The 26,767-nt window shown below is 72.1% G+C and carries 20 protein-coding genes and 1 riboswitch; of the genes, 11 read left to right on the top strand and 9 right to left on the bottom strand.

Annotated features, from left to right (window positions below; all coding sequences use genetic code 11):
• The first annotated feature begins 13 nt into the window (after window positions 1-13).
• Entirely contained in the window at window positions 14-970 is a 957-nt protein-coding gene (locus CRM89_RS24010; protein ID WP_050767933.1) for a hypothetical protein, read from the top strand.
• Window position 971: 1 nt separating this feature from the next.
• Here the strand turns inward: CRM89_RS24010 and CRM89_RS24005 are convergent, their stop codons facing one another.
• Window positions 972-1,808: a DUF1266 domain-containing protein gene (locus CRM89_RS24005; protein WP_060593745.1), complete on the bottom strand. Its 837-nt coding sequence runs from the start codon at window positions 1,806-1,808 to the stop codon at window positions 972-974.
• A gap of 141 nt (window positions 1,809-1,949) precedes the next feature.
• Here CRM89_RS24005 and CRM89_RS24000 point away from each other — a divergent pair, with 141 nt between their 5' ends.
• A complete protein-coding gene (locus CRM89_RS24000; protein ID WP_011206924.1) occupies window positions 1,950-2,213 on the top strand; it encodes a DUF2277 domain-containing protein in 264 nt (87 codons plus the stop codon).
• On the opposite strand, the gene CRM89_RS23995 is transcribed toward CRM89_RS24000, so the two are convergent.
• Complete coding sequence (locus CRM89_RS23995) at window positions 2,203-3,498, bottom strand: CdaR family transcriptional regulator (protein WP_098086375.1); 1,296 nt, start codon at window positions 3,496-3,498, stop codon at window positions 2,203-2,205. The genes CRM89_RS24000 and CRM89_RS23995 overlap by 11 nt on opposite strands.
• Before the next feature lie 140 nt (window positions 3,499-3,638).
• Between CRM89_RS23995 and CRM89_RS23990 the strand changes: the two genes are divergently transcribed.
• From CRM89_RS23990 to CRM89_RS23975, 4 genes are all read left to right on the top strand, one after another.
• The gene (locus CRM89_RS23990; protein ID WP_098086373.1) at window positions 3,639-5,255 is read left to right on the top strand and encodes an aldehyde dehydrogenase family protein; all 1,617 of its coding nucleotides are present in this window, start codon (window positions 3,639-3,641) and stop codon (window positions 5,253-5,255) included.
• A 444-nt stretch (window positions 5,256-5,699) separates the two neighbouring features.
• Window positions 5,700-6,596, top strand: coding sequence for a LysR substrate-binding domain-containing protein (locus tag CRM89_RS23985; RefSeq protein ID WP_011206921.1), 897 nt, complete (start codon window positions 5,700-5,702; stop codon window positions 6,594-6,596).
• A 1,080-nt stretch (window positions 6,597-7,676) separates the two neighbouring features.
• A complete protein-coding gene (locus tag CRM89_RS23980) occupies window positions 7,677-9,638 on the top strand; it encodes a serine/threonine-protein kinase (RefSeq protein WP_280486431.1) in 1,962 nt (653 codons plus the stop codon).
• Window positions 9,635-11,884: a protein kinase gene (locus CRM89_RS23975; RefSeq protein ID WP_172964568.1), complete on the top strand. Its 2,250-nt coding sequence runs from the start codon at window positions 9,635-9,637 to the stop codon at window positions 11,882-11,884. The genes CRM89_RS23980 and CRM89_RS23975 overlap by 4 nt, the downstream gene beginning before the upstream one ends.
• Window positions 11,885-11,962: 78 nt before the next feature.
• Here the strand turns inward: CRM89_RS23975 and hpt are convergent, their stop codons facing one another.
• The 4 genes from hpt to CRM89_RS23955 are packed head-to-tail and all read right to left on the bottom strand — an operon-like array spanning window position 11,963 to window position 16,111.
• Window positions 11,963-12,520: a hypoxanthine phosphoribosyltransferase gene (hpt, locus tag CRM89_RS23970; protein ID WP_011206918.1), complete on the bottom strand. Its 558-nt coding sequence runs from the start codon at window positions 12,518-12,520 to the stop codon at window positions 11,963-11,965.
• A gap of 36 nt (window positions 12,521-12,556) precedes the next feature.
• Entirely contained in the window at window positions 12,557-13,579 is a 1,023-nt protein-coding gene (gene tilS / locus CRM89_RS23965) for a tRNA lysidine(34) synthetase TilS (RefSeq protein ID WP_098086365.1), read from the bottom strand.
• The gene (locus CRM89_RS23960; RefSeq protein ID WP_098086363.1) at window positions 13,555-14,661 is read right to left on the bottom strand and encodes a zinc-dependent metalloprotease; all 1,107 of its coding nucleotides are present in this window, start codon (window positions 14,659-14,661) and stop codon (window positions 13,555-13,557) included. Before CRM89_RS23960 ends, tilS begins: the two co-directional genes overlap by 25 nt.
• A 13-nt stretch (window positions 14,662-14,674) precedes the next feature.
• Window positions 14,675-16,111, bottom strand: a complete 1,437-nt coding sequence (locus tag CRM89_RS23955) for a D-alanyl-D-alanine carboxypeptidase/D-alanyl-D-alanine-endopeptidase (protein ID WP_098087106.1) — start codon at window positions 16,109-16,111, stop codon at window positions 14,675-14,677.
• A 184-nt stretch (window positions 16,112-16,295) separates the two neighbouring features.
• Here CRM89_RS23955 and CRM89_RS23950 point away from each other — a divergent pair, with 184 nt between their 5' ends.
• Window positions 16,296-16,787, top strand: a complete 492-nt coding sequence (locus tag CRM89_RS23950; RefSeq protein WP_011206914.1) for an inorganic diphosphatase — start codon at window positions 16,296-16,298, stop codon at window positions 16,785-16,787.
• Between the two features lie 79 nt (window positions 16,788-16,866).
• Here CRM89_RS23950 and CRM89_RS23945 read toward each other — a convergent pair whose 3' ends face one another.
• Window positions 16,867-17,121: a hypothetical protein gene (locus CRM89_RS23945; protein WP_011206913.1), complete on the bottom strand. Its 255-nt coding sequence runs from the start codon at window positions 17,119-17,121 to the stop codon at window positions 16,867-16,869.
• A 212-nt stretch (window positions 17,122-17,333) separates the two neighbouring features.
• On the bottom strand, window positions 17,334-18,155 hold the full coding sequence (locus CRM89_RS23940; protein WP_011206912.1) for a crotonase/enoyl-CoA hydratase family protein: 822 nt from the start codon (window positions 18,153-18,155) through the stop codon (window positions 17,334-17,336).
• 303 nt (window positions 18,156-18,458) lie between these two features.
• Here CRM89_RS23940 and CRM89_RS23935 point away from each other — a divergent pair, with 303 nt between their 5' ends.
• Entirely contained in the window at window positions 18,459-18,926 is a 468-nt protein-coding gene (locus CRM89_RS23935; protein ID WP_228821916.1) for a flavin reductase family protein, read from the top strand.
• Between the two features lie 61 nt (window positions 18,927-18,987).
• Here the strand turns inward: CRM89_RS23935 and CRM89_RS23930 are convergent, their stop codons facing one another.
• A complete protein-coding gene (locus tag CRM89_RS23930; RefSeq protein WP_098086357.1) occupies window positions 18,988-20,304 on the bottom strand; it encodes an aminotransferase class V-fold PLP-dependent enzyme in 1,317 nt (438 codons plus the stop codon).
• A 47-nt stretch (window positions 20,305-20,351) separates the two neighbouring features.
• Window positions 20,352-20,465, bottom strand: a riboswitch (SAM riboswitch).
• Between the two features lie 100 nt (window positions 20,466-20,565).
• Here CRM89_RS23930 and CRM89_RS23925 point away from each other — a divergent pair.
• From CRM89_RS23925 to CRM89_RS23915, 3 genes are all read left to right on the top strand, one after another.
• The gene (locus CRM89_RS23925) at window positions 20,566-21,192 is read left to right on the top strand and encodes a LysE family translocator (RefSeq protein WP_060593752.1); all 627 of its coding nucleotides are present in this window, start codon (window positions 20,566-20,568) and stop codon (window positions 21,190-21,192) included.
• 192 nt (window positions 21,193-21,384) lie between these two features.
• A complete protein-coding gene (locus CRM89_RS23920; protein ID WP_371392017.1) occupies window positions 21,385-25,326 on the top strand; it encodes a Pls/PosA family non-ribosomal peptide synthetase in 3,942 nt (1,313 codons plus the stop codon).
• A 49-nt stretch (window positions 25,327-25,375) separates the two neighbouring features.
• Window positions 25,376-26,731, top strand: coding sequence for a M1 family metallopeptidase (locus CRM89_RS23915; protein ID WP_098087104.1), 1,356 nt, complete (start codon window positions 25,376-25,378; stop codon window positions 26,729-26,731).
• The last annotated feature ends 36 nt before the right edge of the window (window positions 26,732-26,767 follow it).

The following is a 26,767-nucleotide window of genomic DNA, read 5'->3' as shown; positions in this document are numbered from 1 at the left end:
AAGCGCAGGGGGTATGGACATAGTCGAGCTACGGACACCCACCGCGATCGTCCGGCACGGCGGCGGCCGACTGGTCGTGCTGCGCCCGGGCGGAGAAGGCGACGAGGGCGAGCGCGTTCTGGATGTTCCGATCGGTGACCTGCTCAAGGTCCGGCTGAGCAGACGCGCCGACGACGCCGTCGTCATCGAGATCTACCTGCGGTATCCGACCCCGGTGCTCACCGGGGTGCCCGCCGACCGCACGCCGCTGCCGGTCCTCATCGCCGAGCACGACGTGCCCGCGGCCAGCCGCATCGTCGAACGCATCAACGACCAGATCCTCACCGCGCAGCGCGTCGACATCGCCGCGCCCGACCTCGATCCCCCGGCCCCGGTGTGGACCGCCGACGGCCCGACCCGCGGCGACGTGGACCGGGCGGTGTCGCGGATGACCAGGCACGAGGAGGCCGCCGACGCCGTCGCCGCCCTGCACCACTACGTGCTGGGCGACGAGTACGTGCTCGAGACCGCCGTCGCCACCGCCCGCCCGCCCGCGGGGACCGGCACCGGCCTGCTGGCCGCCACCACCGGCCGGGTGCTGTTCGTCGCGCTCGGCCCGGACGAGAGTTACGCCTACGAACTGCCGGTGACCGCGGTGCTGTGGGCGCATTGGAGCGAGACCGCCCCCACCGCGCCGGGCGAGATCGGCGCCGACCGCGGCCGCAGCTGCGTGGAGGTGCACGACGGCAACCGGACGCTGTGCTTCACCGGCGTCGATCGCGCCGACATGGAGCGGGTGGCGTTCGCGGTGAACTTCGCGGTGCGGCGCGAGGCGGTCGACGGCGCCACCGGCCCGGCCGACCCCGGGGTCGCGCAGCTGTACGCGGAATGGGAACTGCTGGTCGAGCGGCATTCCCTGGGCATGGTCGACGACGTGCAGTTCCAGCGCTACGGCCGCGGCATCCTGCGCTCGCTGCCGGACGCGGGCTGACTCAGTCGGCGGCCTTCTTCGGCCCGTTGAGTTCGATCCGCCGCCACGGGCTGGTCGGCCTGGTCCAGAGCCGGAGCAGCTCCATCCGCCGGTCGACGCCGCCGTTCTTGAGTTCGGCCAGGTCCTCGCAGGCTTGCCAGTAGGTCCAGCCGGTGAGGTAGGCGTCGCCGAACTGCCGCCAGTTGCGGTACTTGCGCTGGGCCAGCGGCAGCGCCCGCATCAGGTAGCCCCAGGCCACGTCGGCCTCGATGTAGCCTGCGGTGAACGACATCCGCGCCACCGCGACCACGCGGGCCAGATCCCAGGCGTGGATGTCGCTGGGCAGCGGGCGGGCCAGGTGCTCGGTGAAGCCGATCTTGATGGCCTGGGACCAGATGTCGTAGTCGCGTACCAGCGACTCCGGGTTGTCCATGCCGCGGAACGAGGCGACCTGGCGCAGGAACGCGCGGTGCCGGTCGGCCCGCTCGCCGAAGCGGTCGCGCTCGCTGGCGTTGATCGAGGCGGTCACCAGCGGGTGCACCAGCGCGTAGAGCGGGGCGTGCATGCCGTCGAGCAGCTGTTCCATCGAGGCCTGTGCCTCGGTGCCGTCGGTGATCCCCCACGCCCCGGTGAGGGTGTCGATCGCCAGCTCGCGGCGATCGCCGAGCGGGTGTTCGCGTTCGGGGCCGAGCAGCAGCGCGTCGTGGAAGGCGTCCCAGCGGGTGGAGTAGAAGCCGCCGAGCGCGAGCGCGCGCAGTTCGTCGTCGGAGATCGCGGCGCCGGACCAGTGGTCGGGCTCCCGCTTGTCGAGCTCTTCGTACGGGAAGGTCGTCAATGTGGGTATACCGCGGGCAGGCATGTCACCGATTGTTCCCCATGGACCTTTCCGGGGCCGGTGTTATCGCCCAGCGGGGGCGTGTTCGCCCGCTGCGGGACGCAAATTCGCACTCCGGGTATTCATGCGGTGCCGCATCCGGTTTCGGAGAGCTAATGTGCACGCATGTGTAGTGACATCACCCGCCTGCGCGGCCTGGAGCCTGCCGCTACCGAGCAGGAAATCTATGCTGCCGCACTGCAGTACGTGCGCAAGGTCGGTGGTGTGTCCGGCCTGTCCACCACCACCAAGGCAGCGGTGGACAAGGCCGTGGCGACCATCGCGGCCGCGACCACGACCCTGCTCGCGGAGCTGCCCGACCACCCGGCCGCCGACGGCGTGGAACCGCCCTTGCGGCGCAACCGCGTCAGGGAGGTCGTCACGGACTGACGGCCTGCCCGGAACCGTAGGCGGCCAGGCAGGTCAGGGCCGTCTCCAGGGCCAGCGCCCGGTGTTCGACGGGATGCCCGAGCAACTCCTCGATGCGCTGCAGGCGGTAGCGCACGGTGTTCTTGTGGACGCCGAGCGCCTTGGCGGTGGCCTCGGGGCTGCGCTGCCGGGACAGGTAGACGTGCAGGGTGTCGCGCAGCCGGACGGTCGCGGGATCGGTCCCGGCGAGCGCGCCCAGCTCGCGCCGGATCAATCCCCACATCGCGTGCTGATCGACCCCGGCGAGGTAGGCGATCTCCACGTCGCGGTAGGCGACCACCCGCCTGCCGCCGCCGCGTTCGGCCACCTGCCGGGCCGCCATCGCCTCGCGGTGTCCGTCCCGGAATCCGGCCACCCGGGCGCCGGGCACCCCGAAGGCGATCCGGACCGGCGCCTCGATCTGCCCGTCCAGCACCTGTTCGATGCGTCCGGGCGCGGCGAGGTCGGCGGCGTGCGCTGCATCGTCGAGACCGGCCCACGCCCACATGCCGCTGGCGCCGGAGGCGACGGTGAGCAGGCGGTTGGTGCCGAGTTCCGCGGCGACCCGCGCCGCCACCCGGTCGAGCAGTCCGGTGACCTCCGCGTCGCCGCCGGGTTCGATCCGGTCGGTCCACAGCACGAAGGCCAGGTGGTGCAGGCCGAGCCGGTAGCCGAGCCGCACCGAGGCCTGGTCGGCGTCGAGTTCCTCGCCGGCCAGCAGCGCGTGCACGGTCTCGGTGCGCCGGTTCAGCGCGGCGCGCAGCACCCGCTCGCGCTCCTCCATATAGGTGTCGGTGAGCAGTTCCACCGACAGGCTGATCCACTTCGTGGTGCGGTCGAACATCCGCCGCATGACGGCGCGTTCGATCTCCGCGGGCACCTCGCGCTGGCCCACCGCGTCGTTCATGTAGTCCAGCACCGCCTCCATCCCGGCGTGGTAGGTGCGTAGCAGCACCCGCAGGTCGAAGCCGCGACGGGCGATCGTGCGGGCGAAGGCGTGCGCCTCGGCGGGCAGGGTGAACTCGAAGGTGTCGCTGGTGAGCCCGGCGAGCACGGTCCTGGCGTGGGCGCGGGTGCTGGCGGCGAGGTCGCGGCTCATGTCGCGGTCGGACAGTTCCGGCACGCGCGCGACGATGGCGGTGTCGAGCCGGCGCACGACCTGCTCGAGCGTCTCGGCGCGCATCGTCTCCGAGACGTAGTCGGCCAGCCAGTCGCGCACGACCACGCTGTTGGGCTCAACCGCCCCGGACTCCCCTGCTTGTGTCACCGATACAAACCGACCCGTCCTCGTTGACCGAATGGGCCAAGAAACTCCCCCGTCATTGTGTCACGATCATAGTTCAGTGAGCTGACTCACAGCGGTCGGCGCACGGCGGTCCACAGCACGACGTCAGTGGGAGAACAGCAGTGACCAACACCGAGTCCGCGCCGAAGCAGGCGAGGAAGGCACAGGCAGCGACGCCGGTCGAGCCCGCACCGAGCGCGCCCGGTCCGGACGTCATCGAGGTGCGCAACCCCGGTACCGGCGAGCTCGTCGGCACGGTGCCCGCGCAGGGCGCCGACGAGGTCGCCACGACCGTGCGGAAGTTGCGCGAGCACCAGGCGGCCTGGGAGGCCCTCGGCCCCGACGGCCGCAAGGAATGGCTGTTGAAGATGCAGGACTGGATCATCGACAACACCGAGCAGCTGGCCGATGTGTTGCAGTCGGAGACCGCCAAGGCGCGCGGCGACGCGCTGATCGACCCGGCCTTCGGCGCCGACCTGATCGGCTATTACGCCCGGCGCGCGGCCAAGTTCCTGGCCGACGAGCATCCCTCCCCGCACAGCCCGCTGGCCCGGGTGAAGAAGCTGACCGTGGCCTACCGCCCCTATCCGGTGGTCGGCGTGATCACGCCGTGGAACTTCCCGCTGGCGATGCCGATCATGGACGTCTTCCCGGCGCTGGCCGCGGGCGCGTCGGTGGTGCTCAAGCCCTCGGAGGTGACCCCGCTCTCGGCGCTGGAGCTGGCCAGGGGCTGGGCCGAGATCGGCGCGCCGCCGGTGTTCGCGGTGGTCACCGGCGCGGGCGCGACGGGCGCCGCGGTGATCGACAACGCCGACTACGTGCAGTTCACCGGGTCCACCGCCACCGGCCGCAAGATCGCCGCGGCCTGTGTGGAGCGGATGATTCCCTACAGCCTGGAACTCGGCGGCAAGGATCCCGCGATCGTGCTGGCCGACGCGGATCTCGAGCGCGCCGCCAACGGCATCGCCTTCGGCGGCATGTTCAACGCCGGGCAGGTCTGCATCTCGGTGGAGCGGGTCTACGTGGAGGCCCCGGTCTACGACGAGTTCGTCGCCAAGCTCACCGAGAAGGTCCGCGCCCTGCGCCAGGGGCTCGACGACCGCTCGATCAAGCACGACCTGGGCGCGCTCGCGAACGAGAACCAGGTGCGCATCGTGCAGCGCCATGTCGAGGAGGCCGTCGCGGCCGGGGCGAAGGTGCTCACCGGCGGCAAGCGGACCGGTCAGGGCACGTTCTTCGAGCCGACGGTGCTGGTGGACGTGGACCAGAGCATGTCGTGCATCACCGAGGAGACCTTCGGCCCGACCCTGCCCGTGGTGAAGGTCGCCGACGAGGACGAGGCGATCCGGTTCGCCAACGACTCGATCTACGGACTGTCGGCCTCGGTGTGGACCGGCGACAAGGAGCGGGGCGAACGCATCGCCCGTCAGCTCGACGCGGGCGCGGTCAACATCAACGACGTGTTCGCCAACCTGTTCAGCTTCGCGCTGCCGATGGGCGGCTGGGGCCTGTCGGGAGTGGGGGCGCGCTGGGGCGGCGCGGCGGGCGTGCGCAAGTACTGCCGCCAGAAGGCGATCACCAAGCCGATCCTGCCGACCCAGGAGCGCGAGCTGTTCTGGTACCCGTACAAGCTGCCCAACCTGCTGGCCGCGGTGGGCACCATGCGGCTGGCCGGTGCGCGCGGCCTGCGCCGGATCAACATCCCCGCGCTGCTGAGTCTGAAGCGCAACAGCGAGTAGCGGACACGCCGGACGGACCGGCGGGATCCGGGGCGCTGTGGTTCATGACATGTCGTGAACCACAGCGCCTTTCGTTGTGTTCGGACACGGCCGCGGGAAACCTGCCGGTTGTAATGTGATGAAGATCACCGCTATGCGCCACGCGGCGGACATTTCCGTTCGGTGTCATTCTCTGCGCGATTACCCGGACCCGCCGTAACACCATCGATCGCCGCGACGACTTCTCCTCACGACACCCATTACTACTGGTCAAGCGTCCGAATGCGGCAGCATCGACAGCGGCGGATACGGCTGCTCACAATTCGCCCGTACGGATGATGCGCATCACCACACGACCCTCTATGCTGTCGAGTAACAAACCTGCCGACTGTTTCCGGCGCGCTATCCGAACTTCGGGGCCTGATAAGGCTGGAAATTCAAGACCGATTCTGATAGCAAAGGGCTATGGACCCGCACTTGCGCGACCTGCGGTATTTCGTGGCCGTCGCTGAGGAATTGCATTTCACCAACGCCGCTCAGCGGCTGCACATCGCTCAACCCACCCTGTCGCGTCAGATCCGTCAGCTGGAGCGCCAGCTCGACGTCGTGTTGTTCGACCGCAACCAGCGCAGCGTCGCGCTGACCGTCGCGGGCAAGGAACTGCTCGAGGGTGCCCGCAAGATCCTGGAGCTCTGGGAGGTCACCAACGTCTCGCTGCAGGAGGCGGGCGAAGTGCTGCGCGTCGGCATCCAGTCCGCGCTCGGCCGCGGGTTGCTCAACGACCTGGAGAGCGCCAGCGGCTACCGGCTGGCGCTGCACGCCGCGTCCTGGAACGACCCCTCCAGCGGGCTCGCCGGCCGCCAGGCCGATCTCGCGCTGGTGTGGTTGCCGCTCCCCGACTCCAACCGCTACCGCTGGCAGGTGCTGCGCACCGAGCCGCGCTGGGTGCTGCTACCGGAGAACCACCCGCTGGCCGGCCAGGACGTGATCGACTTCGCCGACCTGATGGACGAGCCGTTCATCGCGCTGCCCGCCGAGGCGGGCGCCATGCGCGATTTCTGGCTCGGCAACGACGGCCGCGGCGGACGCGCCCCCAAGATCGGCGCCGAGGCGGCCACGCCGGAGGACAAGCTCGAGGCCGTCAGCCTCGGTCTCGGGGTCTGCCTGCTCGCGGAGAACAACGTGCCGATGTACCGGTGGCCCGGGCTCACCGCCCGGCCGGTGGGCGGGCTCGCGCCCTGCGAGCTGGCGGTCGCCTGGCGAGCCGACGACACCCGGCCGACGATCCTGGAATTCGCGGGCCGGGCGATGGAAGGCGGCTTCGCCACGCTGCAACAGCAGCACCAGCCGGTCGCGAGCTGAGCCGCCGGGCACGGTCGCGGCCCGTGCCCGGTTGCCGAAATCGCATGATCGGCGGCGAGGGTGGCAAGTATCATTCCCGGTACCGCGCGGGGACGATGACGTCGGGTGTGGCGGAACCCAATCCGGCACGCTACTGCCGACCAGTGCGGATGACCGCGATCATCCGCTCAGCCACCAGGTCCGAGAATGAGTGCCGAGTCCGAGAGAAGTCTTCCGCCGGGTCGAATCCCCGACCGCCGGGCAGGTGGCCGCCTGCTCGGGGCCGAGCCCGGCGCGGTACGCGCCTTCACCGCCGCGTGGGCCGCGCTGGACGATCTCCCCACCACGGACCGGGCCGCGCGGGCGCCGCGCATCGCCGATTATCTGCCCGATGCGCGCACGCTGCGCGTCGAAGCGCTCGTCGAGCTGATCCGGGTCGACCTGCGGCACCGCTGGCTGCGGCCCGCCGGGTCCCTCCCCGACCGCCGCAAGCGGCTCGACGACTACTGCGCCGAGTTCCCCGAACTCGATCGTGACGAGTTGCCCGCCGGGCTGATCTACGAGGAGTTCGTCGTCCGCAGGCACAGCGGCGAGCGCCTCGATCCGCGCGACTGCCTGCGCGAATACCCGGTCCAGGCCCCGGCCCTGCGCGAACTTCTCAACGCCGACGACCTCGACCAGAGCACCCGCCGCGCCCGCCCCGACGAACTGGGCGAGGCATCGGCCCCCGACACCACGCTCTCCGCGACGGCACCCGCCACCCCCGCCGCGGATACCGCACCCGACCGCGCTGCGGCACCGGATTCCGGGTGGGACGACGACATCACCGTCCTGGCCCCTGGACAGCCGGCCACACCCCCCGTCGACGACACCACGCGGCGCGGCCCCGGACCGGACCCGCGCCGCACGCCGCAGTCGCCGCCCGACACCACGGTCGCCGCGCCCGATCCGCGCACCGCGACGACGCGGGTCGCGTCCGGCGCCGACCAGCCGGGACCGACCGACGACATCACGCTGCTGCCGCACACCGGCGGCGCGGCGGACACCCCCGCCGCCGAGCACGCGGTGAACCCCGCCACCGCCCCGGCTCGTACCTCCGACATGGACGCCACCGCAGCCGCCACCCGCGCCGCGCCGGACGCGACCGGAACGGAGGCGACCGGAACGGCGACGGCGATCGGCTTCGACGGAGACGATCGGCTCGACCCGCTCGATCGCATCCGCGTCGGTCAGCGGGTGGACGATTTCGATCTGCTCACCGGGCTGGGCAGCGGTGCGTTCGCGCGGGTGTTCCTGGCCCGGCAGCGGTCCATGCAGCGGCTGGTCGCGGTGAAGATCTCCGCCGACCACGGCACCGAGGCGCAGACGCTGGCGCAGCTGGACCACGACTACATCGTGCGCGTCTTCGATCAGCGGCTGATGGATTCCCAGCGCGGTACCGGGGAATCGGCGCGGCGGCTGCGCCTGCTGTACATGCAGTTCCTGCCCGGCGGCACCCTGCTGGGTGTGCTGCGCTGGGTGCGCGCCACCCCGCCCGCCGAGCGCAGCGGCAAACTGCTGCTGGACGCGGTCGACGCGGCGATGGAGGAGAAGGGCGAGATCCGCCCCACCGATTCCAGCGTCCGCGCCGAGATCGCGGGGCTGAGCTGGCCGGAGACGGTGGCGTGGCTGGGCCGCAGGCTCGCCGAGGCACTGGCCTACGCCTCCTCGCACGGCGTGCTGCACCGAGACGTGAAACCGGCCAATGTGCTGCTCACCGCCGAGGCCGTGCCGAAGCTGGCCGATTTCAACATCAGCTTCAGCCGCAACGTGGAGGGCACCAGTCCGGTGGCCTATTTCGGCGGCTCGCTGGCCTACATGTCCCCCGAACAGCTGGAAGCCTGCCACCCCGGCTGGGAGCGTTCCGCCGCCGATCTGGACACCCGTGCCGACATCTTCTCGCTGGGCGTGGTGCTCTGGGAGTTGCTCACCGGCGCGAAACCGTTCGACGACTCGACCGCGGGCGCGGGCAGGCGCGGTGACGACACCACGCTGGAGGCGATGCTGGAGCGCCGCAGCCTCGGCGTCGACCCCGCCGCGCTCGACCGGGTGCCGCCGGACTGCCCCGCCGCCCTGCGCCGCGTCCTGCTGACCTGCCTGGAACCCGACCGGGAACGCCGCTGGGCCGGCGGTGACGTGCTGGCCAAGCAACTGGACCTGTGCCTGGATCAGCGGGCACGCGAACTGGTCGACCCGAAGCCGGGCAGCTGGCGGCTGCGGCTGCGACCGTGGATCGTGCCGGTGCTGCTGGTGGCCATCGGGCTGCCGAATCTGCTCGCCTCGCTCTACAACATCCAGCACAACCAGACGCTGATCGTCGCGCGGATGACCGAGGACGCCCAACGCACCTTCCTCATCATCACCGGCGTGGTGAACAGCGTGTTCTTCCCGCTCGGATTCGTCGTCGTCGCCTACATGTCGCGGTATGTGCTCTCGGTGCCGAGAGGGCTGCGCCGCGGGCGCCGGTACGACCCGGAGACGCTGCGAAGAGCCCGGTGCGACGCGCTGCTGCTCGGGGAGCGGGCGGTGGCGATCCCGTTCTCGCTGTGGGTGCTGGCCGGACTCACCTTCCCGCTGGCCCTGCAGTTGTCCACCGGCGGGATCACCGCGAGCGCGGTGATCCACTTCCTGGCCTCGCTGGTGGTGTGCGGTGCGATCGCGGCGTCGTATCCGTTCTTCCTGGCGACCTTCTACATCGTGCGCTGCATCTACCCGATCTTCCTGCGGCACGGGGAGATCAGCGCCGACGACGCGGTGCGGCTGCGCGCCCTGGACCGCCGCTGCAACGGCTATCTGGCGATCGCCGCCTCGGTGCCGCTGCTGGCGGTGGCCGGGGTGACCTTCCTGCCCCCGGGTGACATCCCGCAGGTGATCGTGGCGGTGCGGGTGCTGTGCGTGGGCGGCATCGTCGCATTCGTTGCCTCCTACCTGCTGTTCCGGGCGTTGGAGGCGGATCTGCAGGCGCTGGAGCGGGTGGTGTCGCCGGATTCGGCGCGCGGTCCCGACCCGGAGCCGCCCTCGTGACCCAGCCGGTCGCCGACGCCGTCGCCCGGTTCACCGCGCGGTGGCGCGAATCCCTGCGCACCGGCGCCGAGCCGCCGCGTCCGGCCGATTTCGTGCCGCGCGCCGCGCACGCCCGTCGCGCGGTGCTGCTGGCACTGGTCCGCGCCGACATCCGCGCCCGTGCCGCACACCCCGGCCTGGTCAAGGACATCGACGACTACCGGGCCGAGTTCCCGGAACTGTCCGACACCTCCGCCCTCATCGACCTGCTGGCCGTGGCCACGCGGTCCGCCGCCGACCTGACCAGAACCGGTGCGGCACGGCCCGACCACACCTCGGCCGCGTCGACCGACGGCCGCACGGCGCCGGCCACTCCCCTCGACGACATCGAGGGCACCGAAACCGCGTGCGCGGCACGGCCCGGCCGCACGCACACCGCGAGCCGGACACCGATACCGGCCGCCACGGACGGCACCGCCCGGCCCGGCGACCGGATCGACGACTTCGACCTGCTCGCCGAACTGGGCGAAGGAGCGTCCGGGCGGGTCTTCCTGGCCCGGCAGATCTCCATGCAGCGCCTGGTCACCCTGCGCCTGACGCGCGGCACCGAGCTGCCGCACGCGATGGCCGAGCTGGATCACCCGCACATCGTGCGCGTCTACGACCAGCGGCTGCCGGGCGGCGCCGAAGGTCTGGTCTACATGCAGTACCTGCCGGGTGGAACGGCCGAACACCTGCTGGCCGCCCGCCGCAGCCACGGACCGACCGGCGGAGGGCTGCTGCTACGGGCGGTCGACACCGCGATGGTGGCGAAAGGCGAGATTCCGCCGTCGGATTCGCCGATCCGCGCGCGGCTGGCCGGACTCGGCTGGCCGGAGACGGTCGCCTGGATCGGCCGCGGCCTGGCCACCGCGCTGGACTACGCCGCCCGCCACGGCACCCTGCACCGCGCCGTCAAGCCGGCCAACGTGGTGTTCACCGCCGAGGGCGTGCCGAAGCTCGCCGACTTCGCCGCCGACCCCACCGGCATCGACACCGGCGCGGCCCTGCGCTACCGCGCCCCGGAAGAACTCGCCGCCCTGGGCCGGGGCCCGCGAAACGATCCCCAGCCGTCCACAGGCCCGGTCGGGGAACCCGGACACGCCGCGCCCGAGGTCGGCGCGCGCGCCGACATCTACGCCCTCGGACTGCTGCTCTGGGAGCTGCTGACCGGCCACTGCCCGTTCGACGACGAGGGCCTGCCCCCCGAGCAGATGCTCGCGCACCGCCGCCGCGGACTCCCCGACTCGGCCACGGCCGCCCTGCCCGCCGGCTGCCCCACCGCCCTGGTCCGCGTCCTGCGCACCTGCCTCGACCCCGATCCCGCCCGGCGCTGGCCCGACGGCGCGGTGCTCGCCCAGCAGCTCGACCTGTGCCTCGACGAACGGGCCAGGGAGCTGGTCGACCCGCCGCCGGGCAGCCCGCGGCGCAGGCTGGTGCGGTGGCGGGTGCCGTTGATCGCCGCCGCGATCACCGTCCCGAACGTCCTGGCCTCGCTCTACAACATCGACCACAGCCGCAAACTGATCACCGGGCGGCTCACCGAGCGCACCCAGGAGCTGTTCGCGACCAGCACGGTCGTCACCAACCTGCTGTTCTTCGCGATGGCCGCCGCGCTGCTCACCTACTGGTCCCGCCGGATCATCACGGTGCCGCGCGGACTGCGCGCCGGGGTGACCTACCCGCCGGGCGAGCTGGCTCGCGCCCGCCGCGACGCGATCCTGCTCGGCGACCGCGCGGTGCTGGTGGCCTTCGGCTTCTGGATGATCAGCGCGGCCAGCTACCCGCTCGGTGTCACGGCGGCCGGTGACCGGCTCGCACCGCACGCGTTCGCCCACTTCCTCGCCTCGCACGCGGTGTGCGGGGCGATCGCGCTGGCGTATCCGTTCTTCCTGGTGAACTTCTACGTGGTGCGGTGCCTGTACCCGATGCTGCTCGGCCACAGCGCCGTCGGCACCGACGACGGAGCCCTGCTGCGTGGGCTGCAACGCCGCTGCGTGGGCTACCTGCTGATCGCCGCGTCCATCCCGCTGCTCGCCGTCGCCGGGGTGACGCTGCTACCGGTCGAGGACGTCGCCCGCATCATCGTCGTGGTGCGGGTGCTGTGCCTGGGCAGCATCGTCATGTTCGTGGCCAGCTACCTGCTGTTCCGGGCGATCGAACGCGACCTGTCGGCGCTGGCCCGGGTGGCGCGGCCCGGACTCGCGCCCCTCACCACCCGGGCGTGAACGAGCCGGCGCTCTCCGTGGTGACGCTCCGCTACCGCCTCCGTGGTGACGCTCCGCTACCGCCTCCGGGTGCCCCGCTCAGGCGCCGCCGTAGACCTTGGGGTCGAGGGTGCCGATGTAGGGCAGGTCGCGGTAGCGCTCGGCGTAGTCGAGGCCGTAGCCGACGACGAACTCGTTGGGGATGTCGAAGCCGACGTGGGCGACCTCGACCTGGGTGCGCAGCGCGTCGGGCTTGCGCAGCAGGGTGACCACCTCGAGCGAGGCCGGATTGCGGGTGGACAGGTTGCGCTTGAGCCACGACAGCGTCAGGCCGGAGTCGATGATGTCCTCGACGATCAGCACATTGCGCCCGGCGATGTCCTTGTCCAGGTCCTTCATGATCCGCACCACGCCCGAGGATGAGGTGGACGACCCGTAGGAGGAGACGGCCATGAATTCCATCTGGGTCGGAATCGGCAGCGCCTTGGCCAGGTCGGTCATGAAGAAGATCGCGCCCTTGAGCACGCCCACCAACAGCAGATCACCTTCGGGGGCGCCTGCCGGATAGCGCTTGGCGATCAGCTCGGCCAGTTCCTTGGTCTTGGCGGCGATCTGTTCCTCGGTGATCAGCACCGACGCGATGTCGTCCCCGTACACGTGTCGTGGTGTCCCTTCCCTGTGTTCGCGGCACGTTCACCGCGCGGGCGATCGTGCTTGCCTGCGCAGTGTCAGCCTGCCACGTTCGCGCGCGGCAACCAACCTCATCCCCGGTGTTCCGCCGCCGACGGCCACCCCGCCCTGGCCTCGCCAGGCGGTAACCAGCGCGTCGATCGCGCGTAATTGCCTGTCGGTCAGTGCCTTCGCGCCGCCGTCGAGCAGCCAGGCGCGGATGGCGCGGCGGCGCAGCGCGGCCGGAGCCGTGGCCAGCGTCTCGATCCGCAGGTCACCGGCATCGGCGGCCGCGCTCGCGAGGTCGGCGGCGAGTGCGTCGAGCACCGCGCCGTCCTCGCGCAACTGTTGCCCGGTGCGGGCCAGCGCCTCGGCCACCCCGCCGCCGAGCACGTCCTCGAGCAGCGGCAGCACCTCGGTGCGCAGCCGCACCCGGGTGAACTCGGCGGACCGGTTGTGTGGGTCCTCGTGCGGGGTGAGGCCGAGGTCGGCGCACAGTCGCCGGGTGTCGGCCCGGCGCACCCCGAGCAGCGGCCTGCCCCACGGCGGGGTGTAGGCGGCCATGCCGCGGATGGATCGCGCGCCGGAGCCGCGGGCCAGGCCCAGCAGCACGGTTTCGGCCTGGTCGTCGAGGGTGTGCCCGAGCAGCACCGGAAGACCCGCGCGCGCACTGCCCAGCGCGGCGTAGCGGGCCTCGCGGGCGGCGGCCTCCAGCCCGCCGTCGCTGCCGACGCGCACGCGCAGCACCCGCACCGAACGGCAGCCCAGTGTCCGGGCCTGCGCCGCGGCCGCCGCGGCCACCGCGTCCGACCCCGCCTGCAAGCCGTGATCGACGACGAGGGCGTCCACCGCCGCGGCTTCCACCACGGCCGCCGCGGTCAACGCCAAGGAGTCGGCCCCACCGGACAACGCGACCGCGACGGCGGGCGCGGCACCGGGCAGGTGTTCGGCGAGCCACCCGCGCACGGCGTGCCGCAGCACGAGCGCCGCGGGGGTCTCGGGCAGGGTGCGTGGGTCCGCGCTCAGTTCAGGACGCGGGCGATCCACCGGTCCGGGTCCTCGATCTCGTCGGTGCGCGGCAGCGTCTCCGCGTCGGTCCACACCGTGTTGAACGAGGCCATCCCCACCCGGCCCACCACGTGGTCCACGAACGCCTTGCCCCGCACGTACTGGGCGACCTTCGCGTCCACGCCGAGCAGGGCGCGCAGGATCCGCTGGATCGGGTTGGCCGGGCGCTGCCTGCGCTTGTCGAAGGCGGAGCGGATCTGCGCGACGGTGGGGATCACCGCGGGCCCGACCGCGTCCATCACGTGGTCGGCGTGGCCCTCGAGCAGGGTGCCGAGCATGAGCAGCCGGTCCAGGGCCTCCCGCTGCGGTGGTGCCTGGGTGGCGCGCAGCAGGCCGATGACCCCGCGATTGGCGGGATCGTCGGGCACGCCGCCGCGCCTGCGCTCGCGCACCTCCGCCACCAGCCGCGACAGCATCTCGGCCAGCGGCTCCTCGCCCACCTCGCCGAGCACGTCGACGTTGCTGCGCATGTAGTCGGCCAGCCAGGGCGCCGAGGAGAACTGCACCCGGTGGGTCACCTCGTGCAGGCACACCCAGAAACGGAAGTCCGTGGGCGAGACGCCGAGCGCGCGTTCGACCGCCATGATGTTGGGCGCCACCAGCAGCAGCGTTCCGTCCGGCCCGGTGAACGGGTCGTACTGGCCGAGGATCGCGGTGGACAGGAAGGCCAGCATCGCGCCGGCCTGCACCCCGGCGGGTTTGCCGGCGAGCCTGCCCTTGAAGCCGGTGTCGGCCTGCGCGCCGGTGCCGGTGAGCGTGGACATCGAGTCCGCGGCGGCGCTGATCCAGCCGGGCCGGTCGACGATCCTGGCCTCGGGTACCGGCTGGTCGTCGAGGAGCCCGCTGACCTCGCGCACCGGTCCTTCGGCTCGGATGGAGGACGCGGCGAGCTCGGCGACCACCTGCTCGGCCGAGTACCGCGAGGTGCGCGGTCCCGCGGGCACCAGCGCGGCGCCGGTGCGCGCCGCCAGCCGCCAGTCGACGGCGCCGGACAGCCCGGAACGGCGCGGTGACTCGGTCGTCCCGGCCGCGGTGTCGGTCTCGTCAGCGCCTTCGAACATGGTCAACCACCCGTCACGAGCATCCACAGTTGCGCAGCGTGCCCGCGATGGCATCCAACGCCGGCCTGCTCACCTCCGGCGGCCGATCGTTCGACATCAACGCGAAGGTCAGCACCCGCCCGTCTCGGTCGAGCACATACCCGACCAACGCGCTGGCAACCGTGAGAGTTCCGGTTTTGGCCCGTACCCAGCCCGCGCCCTCGCGATTGCGGGTGACATACCGTTCGGCGAGCGAGCCGGTCGCCCCGGCCACCGGCAGCTGGTCGAGCAGCGGCGCCAGCGTCGCGGCCAGCCGGTCGCTCTCCGGCTCGGCCTTGGTTCCGGCCGGGCGGGCCAGGGCCGTGCCGGTGGGCTGGGCGGCGGTGGCGATCACCTTGTCGAGCAGCCGGGCGGGCAGCCGGTCGTCCACCGACAACCCGCTGGTGTCGTGCATGTCCATGCCGCTCACGTCGAAGCCCGCCTTCTCCAGCGTGGCGCGCACCGCGGCCACGGCGCCGGTGAAGGACGGTTCGTGGCCGGTGGCCAGGGCGATCTCGCGGCCGATCGTCTCGGCCAGCACGTTGTCGGAGTGCACCATCATGTCGCGCAGCCGGTCGCGCAGCGGCGCCGAATGTACCGCGGCCACCTCGGCGGCGTCGGGTGCCGCGGTGCCCGCCCGCACCCGGGCGGGGTCGAGCCCGAGCGCGGTGGCCAGGGCGCGCCCGGCGTCGAGGGCCGGTTCGGTGGTGCGCGGGGAGTATTCGACCAGCGGGCTCAGCCTGCCGCCGTCGATCATCACCGGCTCGATCGGGGCGATGGACCCCTCCGGCACGTCGATCGGGTCCCAGCCCCGCGCCATGGTCGGTCCGCTGAAGGCCGAGGTGTCCACGACGATGGTGTCGACCGCGCGTCCGGAGGCCTTGATCTGGTCCACCAGATCCGACAGCCGCGCCGCGTTCGGGTAATACCCCTTGCCGTCCGGCTGGGCGGTCAGCGTCGGGTCACCGCCGCCGACGAGCACCAGTTCCCCCGGCGCCGAGCCGACGACCACCTCGGTGGCCACCCGCCGGTCCGCGGGCAGTGCCAGCAGCGCCGCGGCGGCGGTGAGGATCTTGGCCGTGGAGGACGGGATCATCGGCGTGCCCGGGTCGGCGCTCCACAGCGTCACCCCGCTCTCGGCATCGGTGACGATGCCGGTGAACGCGCCCAGATCCGGGTTCGTGACGGCCGCGGCCAACGCCGTCGAGACCCCCGACGGGCTCGGCGCGGGCGCCTCGGTCGCCGGGGTCACCCGGGGGAACGCCTTGACCGGCGCGGGCGGGGCCGCGACGGTCAGCCCGCCGTGCCGGAATTCCGGGGTCCAGGGCCGCACCACCAGCAGCACCGCGGCGACGGCGAGGAGCAGCACGGTCGCGGCGGCCGTGGCCCCGATCCACAACCGCCTGCGCCGCCGGGCCGCCAAGTCACCGATCTTCCTGTCGTTCCCACCAACCACGTGCCCGTCGTCTCCCTGACTCCGCTCACCGCGCACCGCCTGGCGCACCCGTATCCGCACCGCTCACACTATCCTCGTTCCGCTACCGTTCCCCCGAACAGTCGGCGAGTCGGCCGCGCGCCCGCTCGCGCCCCACAGAAGCACCACAGAAGGAGATGGCGTGGAGTTCGACGTCACCATCGAGATCCCGAAGGGATCCCGGAACAAGTACGAAGTCGATCACGAGACCGGGCGGGTCCGCCTCGACCGTTTCCTGTACACCTCGATGGTGTACCCGGCCGACTACGGCTTCATCGAGAACACCCTGGGCGAGGACGGCGATCCGCTGGACGCGCTGGTGCTGCTGCCCGATTCGGTGTTCCCCGGCGTGATCGTGGAGGCCCGTCCGGTCGCCATGTACAAGATGGAGGACGAGGCGGGCGGCGACGCGAAGGTGCTGTGTGTGCCCGCCGGCGACCCGCGCTGGGACCACATCCAGGATCTGGCCGACGTGCCGGAGTTCGAGCTGGCCGCGATCAAGCACTTCTTCGAGCGCTACAAGGACCTCGAGCCGGGCAAGTACGTGAAGGGCTCGGAGTGGGTCGGCCGCGCCGAGGCCGAGGCCGAGGTCGAGGCGTCGTTCAAGCGACTGCAGGACAAGGGCGGCCACTGAGCCTGCCCCGCACACGGCGAAAGGGACGTCCGGCCGATGCCGGGCGTCCCTTTCTCGTCGCGGTGTGCGGAACCGGAGATCAGTAGTAGATGTAGAGGTCCCAGCCGTCCCAGTTCTCGATGCACTCCCAGTAGTAGCCGCCGGTGCTCGGGGAGATGCCGTCGGCCCGGCAGGCCTCCAGGGTGGCGTAGGTGCCGATGTAGGTGCCGCCGTAGTAGGCGGCCTGGTAGGTGGTCTCGATCGGCGCGGCGGCGGAGGCCGTGGCCGCCGTCGACACCCCGGCGACGGCGGCGGTGGCCAGCAGGCCGGCGGCGATGAGGGACTTGATGCGCATGTCGTGCTCCTGTCGGAAGGTGCGGGTCGGTGTGACAGGAACAACGGTATGGTTCGGAAAAGCCCTGCACAGCCACCCCTAGGTGGCGATACCGGGCACCCTGGCGGTGTTCACCACCGCCACCTTCGGACCTCCGCGCCCCACCCTCGGGTGGACGGCGTGAACGACGAAGCCCGCCGGTCGTGGGGACCGGCGGGCTCGGAGCTCAGGGCTCAGCGTCCCTTGAACTCCGGCGCGCGCTTCTCGAACACCGCCTGGATCGCCTCGGTCAGGTCCTCCGAGGGCAGGAAGGCCGCGTTCCACGCCGAGACGTAGCGCAGGCCCTCGGCGATGTCGTTGACCCGCCGCTGCTCGAGCACGTCCTTGACGCCCTGCACCACCAGCGGCGGGTTGGCCGCGATCTCGCGGGCCAGCGCGTGCGCCGCCGCCAGCACCGCCTGCTGGTCCGGATACACGTCGTTGACCAGCCCGATCTTCTCCGCGCGTGCGGCGTCGATGTCCTTGCCGGTGTAGGCCAGCTCGCGCAGGTGGCCCTCGCCGATGATGCCGGGCAGGCGCTGCAGCGAGCCCACGTCGGCGACGATGGCGACCTTGGCTTCGCGCACGCTGAACTGGGCGTCGGCGCTGGCGAGCCGGATGTCGGCGGCCGCGATGAGGTCGACGCCGCCGCCGATGCACCAGCCCGACACCGCCGCGATCACCGGCTTGGAGCACTCGGCGACGGAGTTGATCGAGGCCTGCAGCCTGCGGATCTCCTTGAGGAAGTCGGTGCGCGGGGCCGCCAGCGCCCGGTCGGCCATCAGCGGGCCGAAGGTGCCGGACATGGCAGGCAGGTCGAGACCGTAGGAGAAGTGTTTGCCGGAGCCGGTGATCACGACCGCGCGCACCTGCGGGTCGGCATCGAGCCCGGCGAAGATCTCCGGGAGCTCCCGCCAGAAATCCGGTCCCATCGCGTTGCCCTTGCCGGGACCGGTCAACGTCACCTGGGCGACATGGTCGCTGATCTCGACCGTGAAAGCCTGCCAATCTGTCATCCGCCCACCGTATCGGCCGCGCCGAGGCCGCGGCCAGCCCCTCCCGGCCGCCGCCGCACCCCGCCGGTGCGGATTTCCTTCGGCCTGGATCGAATCCTCGACCCCGCCGGTGCTCGGCACGTTGTTCCAGGTCACCGCGGTGGGCGGGAGGTGACGAGCCGCCCAGCACGGCTGCCGCCCGCGCTCGGCGGGTGCCGATGCGGCGTAGCTTGTGGTGGTGTGAGCGAAGTACCTCGGCCCGAGACGGGCATCCGGATCCCCGACGACCTCAGCGGCATCACCGCCGAGCAGTACCGAGCGTCGATGCGGCACTACCCGGCCGGCGTCACCGTGGTCACGCTCGACTCACCGGCCGGACCGGTCGGCTTCACCGCGACGTCGTTCGCGTCGCTGTCGCTGGAGCCGCCGCTGGTCTCGTTCAACATCGCGCACACCTCGTCGAGCCTGACCGCGATGCTGGCCGCCGACTCGGTCGTCATCCACTTCCTCGGCGAACACCAGCGCCACATCGCGCAGCGCTTCTCCCGCACCGCGGCCGAGCGCTTCGCCGACGATTCGCTGTGGACCACGCTGGAGACCGGTGAGCCGGTGCTGCACGGCACCCCCATCTGGGTGCGCGCCGTGGTGCACCAGCTCATCCCGATCGGTGACCACACCTTCGTCGTCGGCCTGGTCACTCGCGTCCACGACGACACCGACGAGAGTCCGTCGGCGGCACCGCTGCTCTACTACAACGGCCGCTACCACCGGCCCACGGCACTGGACGGGTGATCCCGAGGTCGGCGGCCGGTCGCACGATGGCACCACCGGCAGCCGCTGCCGACCGCGGGCCTCAGCGCAGGCAGGGCGCCGCGCCGCCCGCCGAATCACCGCCGAGCGGCCGGGTTTCGGGCCTCGGGCTCCACAGCCCGCCGGTGCACGCGTAATTCCACGCCGTCCCTCGCTCGACGAGCCGCGCGACCGCGCCGACCAGGCGGTCGACCTGCTCTGCGGTGGTCGACACCCCGACGCTCGCTCGCAGCGCGGCGGCCACCCCGAGCCGGGCCAGCAGCGGATGCGCGCAGAACCGCCCGTCGCGCACGCCGATGCCGTGCTCGGCGGACAGGTAGGCGGCGACATGACCGGGCTCGTACCCGTCGAGGGTGAACGCCACGATGCCGACGCAGTCGCTGCTGTCGGCGAACACGCGCAGCACCCGGCACCCCGGCACGGCGGCGAGACCGGCGCGCAGCCGCTCGGTGAGCTGCCGCTCGTGCGCGACCAGCGCTTCGGCGTCGACCGCGCCCAGCGCATCGCAGGCCGCGGCGATCGCGGCCGCACCGAGCACGTTCGGCGATCCGCCCTCGTGCCGCTGCGGCGCGGGCGCCCACGCCACGTCGGAGACGCCGACCTCGCGCACCGCGCCACCGCCGGCCAGATACGGCTCGGCCGCGTCCAGCCAGTCCCGCCTGCCCACCAGCACCCCGGCGCCGAACGGCGCGTACAGCTTGTGCCCGGAGCAGGCGAGGTAGTCGATGCCGGTGTCGCGCAGGGAGATCCGCCGGTGCGGCGCGAGCTGCGCCGCGTCGACCAGCAACCGCGCACCGCACTGGTGGGCGATCTCGGCCAGCCTGCGCAGCGGCAGCACCTCGCCGGTCACGTTGGACGCGCCGGTGACCGCGAGCAGCGCGGCGGGGCGGGCGCACAGCTCGGCCACCAGCCTGCGCAGCGTCTCCTCGATCGTGTCGGCCGCGCGCACCACCCGCCGCCCGTGCCTGGTCCAGGGCAGGAAGTTGGCGTGGTGCTCGATGTCGAGCACCACGGTCTCGCCCGGCACGCAGCCGGCCAGCAGGTTCAGCGAGTCGGTGGTGTTGCGGGTGAACACCACCACCTGGTCGTCGCCGGCGTCGAGGAACCGGGCGACCGAGCCGCGCGCGGCCTCGTAGCACTCGGTGGAGATGCGCGAGGCATACCCGGCGCCCCGGTGCACGCTGGCGTAGTAGGGCAGCAGGTGCTGGATCCGGTCGGCCACCGTGGCCAGCGCCGGAGCGCTCGCGGCCAGGTCGAAGTTGGCGTAGGTGGTGGTCCCGCCCTGGACGAGCGGCACGCGCAGGTCGTCGCCGGACACCCGGGCGAAGGCGGCGCAGGTCTGGTCCACAACAGCAGTCATCACGTCATCCCGTCGGTTCATGGACCCGAGATCGAGAGGATTCGTCGAGTCCGCGCTTGCCGCGTCCGGTCGGACGGCGGCCAGGTCGTCACCCGGAGCACCCCACCGCGGAGGAGGGTTGCCGACCAGCGAGCCGGGGCTTTGCGCTGGCACTCATGACCTGGACCGAGATTGGCAGACCCGGCGCCGCGTTGTCAACCGCGATCCCCGGCACACCGAAACCGGGTTGCGGGCGCGCGCGGGGTGCGATCCCATCGACAGGTGACCCCCTCGCTGCTGCTCAGCTTCGTCGGCCTGTGCGTGCTGCTGTCGCTGACGCCCGGCCCGGACTCGTTCCTGGTGCTGCGGTTCTCGATCGTGGACGCCCGGCCCGGCATCGCCGCGGCGATCGGCTCGGCGCTCGGCGGCATCGCCTGGGCGGTGGTGGTGGCCGCCGGGGTGGCGACCCTGCTCGAACAGTCCGCCACCGCCTACCGCGCCCTGAAGGTGATCGGCGGAATCTATTTGGTGTACTTGGGGATTCGCGCACTGCTCGACCACCGCAAGCAACGCGGAACCGCCGCGGAGCCGCCCGCGCCGGACCGGCACGCCCCCTCGGTTCGCTCGGCGTTCACCGCCGGTGTGGTCTCGTGTCTGTTCAACCCGAAGGTCGGCCTGTTCTACCTGGCGGTGCTGCCCCAGTTCCTCACCGAGGTCACCTTCGCCAACACGCTCGCCCTCGGTGCGATCGAATGCCTGGTGGCCGCGGTGGAGATGGTCCTGCTCGCCCTGCTGGCCGCCCGTGCCGTCGCGCTGCTGCGCACCCCGCGGGTGCGGGACCGGCTCGAACAGGCCAGTGCGGCGATTCTCACCGCGCTCGGCGTCGGCACGGTCGCCTCGGCCTCCTGACCGGGCCTGCTGACCTGACCGGGCCTGCTGACCGGGCCTGCTCACCGGCCACGTCCCGGCTCCGCGCACCCGCCGCGCACGACCTGTCCGGGTACCGTGGACAGCTGGTCACCGGGGTGTTTGCCCTCTGGTAACCCTGCTGTGAAACAAACATCCCGACACTGAGCAGGTTCTCGGAGAGGTGGACAGGACGTGACGCTGCAGCCGCAGGTCGACGCCGCGGCGGACGGCAACCGGGCACCGGGCGCATCGCCCGACCCGCTGTACCGGTCGGTCGCCGCACCCGAGCCGCGCACCCTGGTCGACATCCTCGACGCCACCGTCGCCGCCCACCCCGACGCCCCCGCCCTCGACGACGGCGAGGTCGTGCTCAGCTACGCCGAACTGCGCGCCGAGATCGCCGAGCGCGCGGCCGAGCTGGTGGCCGCGGGCGTGCGCCCCGGCGACCGGGTCGGTGTCCGGATGCCCTCCGGGGATCACCGCCTCTACGTGACCATCCTCGCCGTCCTCTACGCCGGAGCCGCCTACGTCCCGGTCGACGCCGACGATCCCGACGAACGGGCGGCCCTTGTCTTCGGCGAGGCGCGGGTGCGGGTCGTCGCGACCGGTGCGGGGATCGAGGCAGCCGAGCAGGCCGGGACGGACGGCCGCCCCCCGGCAGCCGGCCCCTCCCCCGCCGACGACGCCTGGATCATCTTCACCTCCGGCTCCACCGGCACCCCCAAGGGCGTGGCCGTCACCCACCGCAGCGCCGCCGCGTTCGTCGACGCCGAGGCCCGGATGTTCCTGCGGGACAACCCGATCGGCCCGAGCGACCGGGTGCTGGCGGGTCTCTCGGTGGCCTTCGACGCCTCCTGCGAGGAGATGTGGCTGGCGTGGCGGCACGGCGCCTGCCTCGTGCCCGCGCCCCGGGCCCTGGTCCGCACCGGCGCCGATCTCGGCCCCTGGTTGGTGCGCCGGGAGATCACCGTGGTCTCGACCGTCCCGACGCTGGCCGCTACCTGGCCGCCGGAGGCTCTGGAGGCGGTGCGGCTGCTCATCTTCGGCGGTGAGGCCGTGCCACCGGAACTGGCCGAACGGGTCGCCGGCGGCGACGACGCGGGCCGGGAGGTGTGGAACACCTACGGTCCCACCGAGGCGACGGTGGTGGCGTGCGCGGCGCCGCTGACCGGCGAGGGCCCGATCCGGATCGGGCTGCCGCTGGACGGCTGGGATCTCGCCGTCGTCGACGCGCAGGGCAATCCGGTCGGCGAAGGCGAGTCCGGCGAGCTGGTGATCGGCGGCGTCGGCCTGGCCCGCTACCTCGACCCGGCCAAGGACGCCGAGAAATACGCTCCCGCACCGGCATTGGGCTGGGAGCGCGCCTACCGCAGCGGTGACCTGGTGCGCAAGGAACGCGCGGGCCTGATCTTCCTCGGGCGCGCCGACGACCAGATCAAGCTCGGCGGCCGCCGCATCGAACTCGGCGAGATCGACAACGCGCTCCAGCACCTGCCCGGCGTCACCGCCGCCGCGGCGGCCATCCGGACCACCAAGGCGGGCAACAAGATCCTCGTCGGCTACCTCACCGGTCCGGGTGCCGACTACGACCTGCGGGCCGCGCGCGAATCCCTCGCCGAGCACCTGCCCGCCCCGCTGGTGCCGCGCCTGGCGCTGGTCGACGAGCTGCCCACCCGCACCTCGGGCAAGGTCGACCGCGACGCACTGCCCTGGCCGCTGCCCGAGACCGGGCGCGCCGACGCCGAGGACGGACTGTCCGAGACCGGGCGCTGGGTGGCGGGTCTGTGGGACGCGATCCTCGGCGCCGAGGTCACCGGCCCCGATGCCGACTTCTTCGACCTGGGCGGCGGGTCGCTGGCCGCGGCCCAGCTCGTCACCGCGCTGCGCGAACGCCACCCCGGCATCGCCGTCGCCGACCTCTACGACCATCCGCGCCTGGGTGCGCTGGTCGACTTCCTGGAACAGTCCGCGCCCGCGGCCCGCGTCGAACCGCGCACGGTCGTGCCGACCCCGCGGCGCGCCCAGCTGACCCAGGTGCTGGCCACCGTGCCGCTGACCACCCTCACCGGCCTGCAGTGGTTCACCTGGCTGGCGATCGTCGGCAACATCGCCGCCTGGTCCGGCTCGCTGCCGTGGCTGCCGCGGCTGTCCTGGTGGTGGGCGCTGCCCGCCTTCGTCCTGTTCATCACCCCGCCCGGCCGTATGGCGCTGTGCGTGGCCGGTGCGCGCATCCTGTTGCGCGGGGTGCGGCCCGGCAGCTATCCACGCGGCGGGTCGGTGCACCTGCGGCTGTGGGCCGCGGTGCGGCTGTCGGAGGCCAGCGGCGCGGAGAACCTCTCCGGCGCACCGTGGATGGTGCCGTTCGCGCGCGCGCTGGGCGCCCGCATCGGCAAGGGCGTCGACCTGCACACCCTGCCGCCGGTCACCGGCATGCTCGAGCTCGGTGCCGGATGCAGCGTGGAACCCGAGGTGGACCTGTCCGGCTATTGGATCGACGGCGATCTCGTGCACATCGGACCGATCGAGGTCGGCGCGGGCGCGGTCGTCGGATCCAGGTCGATCCTGTTGCCCGGCAGCCGCATCGGCAAGAACGCGGTGATCGCACCGGGCTCGGCGGTGTCCGGGCGCGTCAAGGCCGACCAGGAGTGGGCGGGCTCCCCCGCGGTGAAGGTGGGCAAGGCGCGCCACCGCTGGCCCGATCACACCCCCGCCCGGGCCCGGCACTGGGTGGCGGTCTTCGCGATCACCTCGGTCGCGCTGGCGGCGCTGCCGATCGTCGGGCTCGCCGCGGGCGCGGCCTGGCTGGCCTGGTGCGTCCGTGACACGACGACGCTCGGCGCGGGCCTGACCGGCGCGTTCGCGGCACTGCCGCCCGCCGTGCTGATCGCCCTCGGGGTGTACGCCGCGGCGACCATCGTGCTGGTGCGGCTGTTCTCGCTCGGCCTGACCGAGGGCTATCACCCGGTGCGCAGCCGAGTCGGCTGGCAGGCCTGGTCCACCGAACGCCTGCTCGACGGCGCCCGCACCTTCCTGTTCCCGCTCTACGCCAGCCTGCTCACGCCACTGTGGCTGCGGCTGCTCGGCGCGAAGGTCGGCAAGCACGTGGAGGCCTCCACGGTGCTGCTGCTGCCGAAGTTCACCACCGTCGCCGACGGCGCGTTCCTGGCCGACGACACCATGATCGCCGGATACGAACTCGGCGGCGGCTGGCTGCGCATCGGCGAGGCCAAGGTCGGCAAGCGCGCCTTCCTCGGCAACTCCGGCATGACCGCGCCCGGACGGCGGGTGCCCAAGAACGGCCTGGTCGCGGTGCTGTCCGCCGCGCCGTCCAAGGCCAAGGCGGGCTCGTCGTGGGTGGGCAGCCCGCCCGTGCGGTTGCGCCGCGCCGCCGAATCCGGCGACACCCGGCGCACCTTCGATCCGCCGCCGAGCCTGAAGCTCGCCCGCGCGGCCGTGGAGACCTGCCGATTGCTCCCGGTGCTGGTGACGTTCGGCATCGGACTCGGTGTGCTGTTCGCGATGGCATGGCTGGCGCAGACCGTCGGCCATCCGGCGGCCGCGCTGCTGAGCGGGGTGGTGCTGCTGGTGGCGGGCGCGGTCGCCTGCGGCAGTGCGGTGGCGGCGAAATGGTTGCTGGTCGGGCGGATCCGGGCCGAGGAGCATCCGCTGTGGAGTTCGTTCGTCTGGCGCAACGAGGTGTCGGACACCTTCGTCGAAACCGTCGCCGCGCCCTGGTTCGCGCGCGCCGCCACCGGCACCCCGGTGCTGAATCTGTGGCTGCGGGCGCTCGGCGCGCGCATCGGCCGCGGGGTATGGTGCGAGTCCTATTGGCTTCCGGAGGCGGACCTGGTGACACTCGGTGACGGCGCGACCGTGGAACGAGGCTGCGTGGTGCAGACCCACCTGTTCCACGACCGCATCATGGCCATGGACACCGTCGTCCTCGAACCCGGCGCGACCCTCGGCCCGCACTGCGTGGCCCTGCCCGCGGCCCGCATCGGCGCGGGCGCCACGGTGGGCCCGGCCTCGCTGGTCATGCGCGGCGACGCGGTGCCCGCCTCGACGAGCTGGTGGGGCAACCCGATCGCGCCGTGGCCGCGCCCCCATCCCACGCCGACCGTCGCCGAGCGGTGACGGATGCGAGCGCTGACGGGTGAGAAGTGGTGAGGGGCGAGAAGTGCTGATGGGCGACAAATTCTACGACGAGCCGATCGACGACTACCTGCCGCAGAACGGCAATCGCGGCTATCGGGTCTCCCGCTACGAACTGGACCTGGTCTACAAGGTCGCCGGCAACCGGCTGAGCGGGCGCGCCGAGATCACGGCGGTGACCACCGCGGTGCGCCCGCGCTTCGCGTTCGACCTGGCGCAGTCGCTGAGCGTGGCCAAGGTGTTCGTCAACGGCGCCAAGGTCGCCCGCTACACCCACCGCAACGGCAAGCTCGTCCTCACCCCGCAGCAGAAGATCCCCGCGGGCGGCGTGCTCGCGGTGGTGGTCCAGTACGCCGGTGCGCCCAAACCGGTGCGCGGGCCGTGGGGTGAGGTGGGCTGGGAAGAACTCACCGAGGGCGCGCTGGTCGCCAGCCAGCCCAACGGCGCGGCCTCCTGGTTCCCCTGCGACGACCACCCCAGTTCCAAGGCCAGCTACCGCATCTCGATCACCACCGACAGCCCGTACCACGCGCTCGCCAACGGCACCCTGGTCCGCAAGCAGACCAAGGCCAGCCAGACCACCTGGGTCTACGAACAACCCGAGCCGATGTCGAGCTACCTGGCGACCATCCAGATCGGCCCCTACCGCAGGCATCGGATCGGGTCCGAGCAGTCACCCGTGCCGATGTACGCGGTGCTGCCCGCCCGGCTGCGCGCCGCCTTCGACATCGATTTCGCCCGCCAGCAGCGGATGATGGAGGTCTTCACCGACCTGTTCGGGCCCTACCCGTTCGCCGGGTACACCGTGGTCGTCACCGACGACGACCTGGAGATTCCGATCGAAGCACAGGGCATCTCGATCTTCGGCGCCAACCACTGCGACGGCCGCCGCGGCTCCGAACGCCTGGTCGCGCACGAACTCGCCCACCAGTGGTTCGGCAACAGCCTCACTCTGCGCCGGTGGCGCGACATCTGGTTGCACGAGGGTTTCGCCTGCTACGCGGAGTGGATCTGGTCGGAGGCCGCCGGCGGCCCGAGCGCCGACCAGCTGGCCCGCGCCGCCCGGCACAACCTCTCCCGTGAGCCTCAGGATCTGGTGCTGGCAGATCCCGGCCCCGCATTGATGTTCGACGACCGGGTCTACAAGCGCGGCGCGCTCACCCTGCACGCGTTGCGCATCGAACTCGGCGACCGCGCGTTCTTCGATCTGCTGCGGGAGTGGACCGGTCGCTACCGGCACGCCTGCGTGGACACCGAGGAATTCACCGATCTGGCAGGCCATTACAGCCAGGTGCCGCTGCGCCCGCTGTGGGACAGCTGGTTACGCGAGACGGCGCTGCCGCCGCTGCCGCCGCACGGCGGACAGGCCGTGACCGTGCCGCGCTGAGGATGTCGGGCGCCGCGTCGAGGACATGCGCGTCGA

Source organism: Nocardia sp. FDAARGOS_372, assembly GCF_002554515.1.
Lineage (GTDB): Bacteria > Actinomycetota > Actinomycetes > Mycobacteriales > Mycobacteriaceae > Nocardia > Nocardia farcinica.
Note: the sequence above shows the minus strand (reverse complement) of the source record. Positions and strands in the feature narration are given on the sequence as shown.

What these genes read in the sequence shown, in the direction of transcription:
- CRM89_RS23960 (WP_098086363.1), bottom strand. Translation starts at nt 14,661, where the DNA reads ATGTTCGAAGGCGCTGACGAGACCGACACCGCGGCCGGGACGACCGAG.
- CRM89_RS23930 (WP_098086357.1), bottom strand. Translation starts at nt 20,304, where the DNA reads ATGACTGCTGTTGTGGACCAGACCTGCGCCGCCTTCGCCCGGGTGTCC.
- CRM89_RS24010 (WP_050767933.1), top strand. Translation starts at nt 14, where the DNA reads ATGGACATAGTCGAGCTACGGACACCCACCGCGATCGTCCGGCACGGC.
- CRM89_RS23915 (WP_098087104.1), top strand. Translation starts at nt 25,376, where the DNA reads ATGGGCGACAAATTCTACGACGAGCCGATCGACGACTACCTGCCGCAG.
- CRM89_RS23980 (WP_280486431.1), top strand. Translation starts at nt 7,677, where the DNA reads ATGGACGCCACCGCAGCCGCCACCCGCGCCGCGCCGGACGCGACCGGA.
- CRM89_RS23940 (WP_011206912.1), bottom strand. Translation starts at nt 18,155, where the DNA reads ATGACAGATTGGCAGGCTTTCACGGTCGAGATCAGCGACCATGTCGCC.
- CRM89_RS24005 (WP_060593745.1), bottom strand. Translation starts at nt 1,808, where the DNA reads ATGCCTGCCCGCGGTATACCCACATTGACGACCTTCCCGTACGAAGAG.
- CRM89_RS23945 (WP_011206913.1), bottom strand. Translation starts at nt 17,121, where the DNA reads ATGCGCATCAAGTCCCTCATCGCCGCCGGCCTGCTGGCCACCGCCGCC.
- CRM89_RS23985 (WP_011206921.1), top strand. Translation starts at nt 5,700, where the DNA reads ATGGACCCGCACTTGCGCGACCTGCGGTATTTCGTGGCCGTCGCTGAG.
- CRM89_RS24000 (WP_011206924.1), top strand. Translation starts at nt 1,950, where the DNA reads ATGTGTAGTGACATCACCCGCCTGCGCGGCCTGGAGCCTGCCGCTACC.
- CRM89_RS23935 (WP_228821916.1), top strand. Translation starts at nt 18,459, where the DNA reads ATGCGGCACTACCCGGCCGGCGTCACCGTGGTCACGCTCGACTCACCG.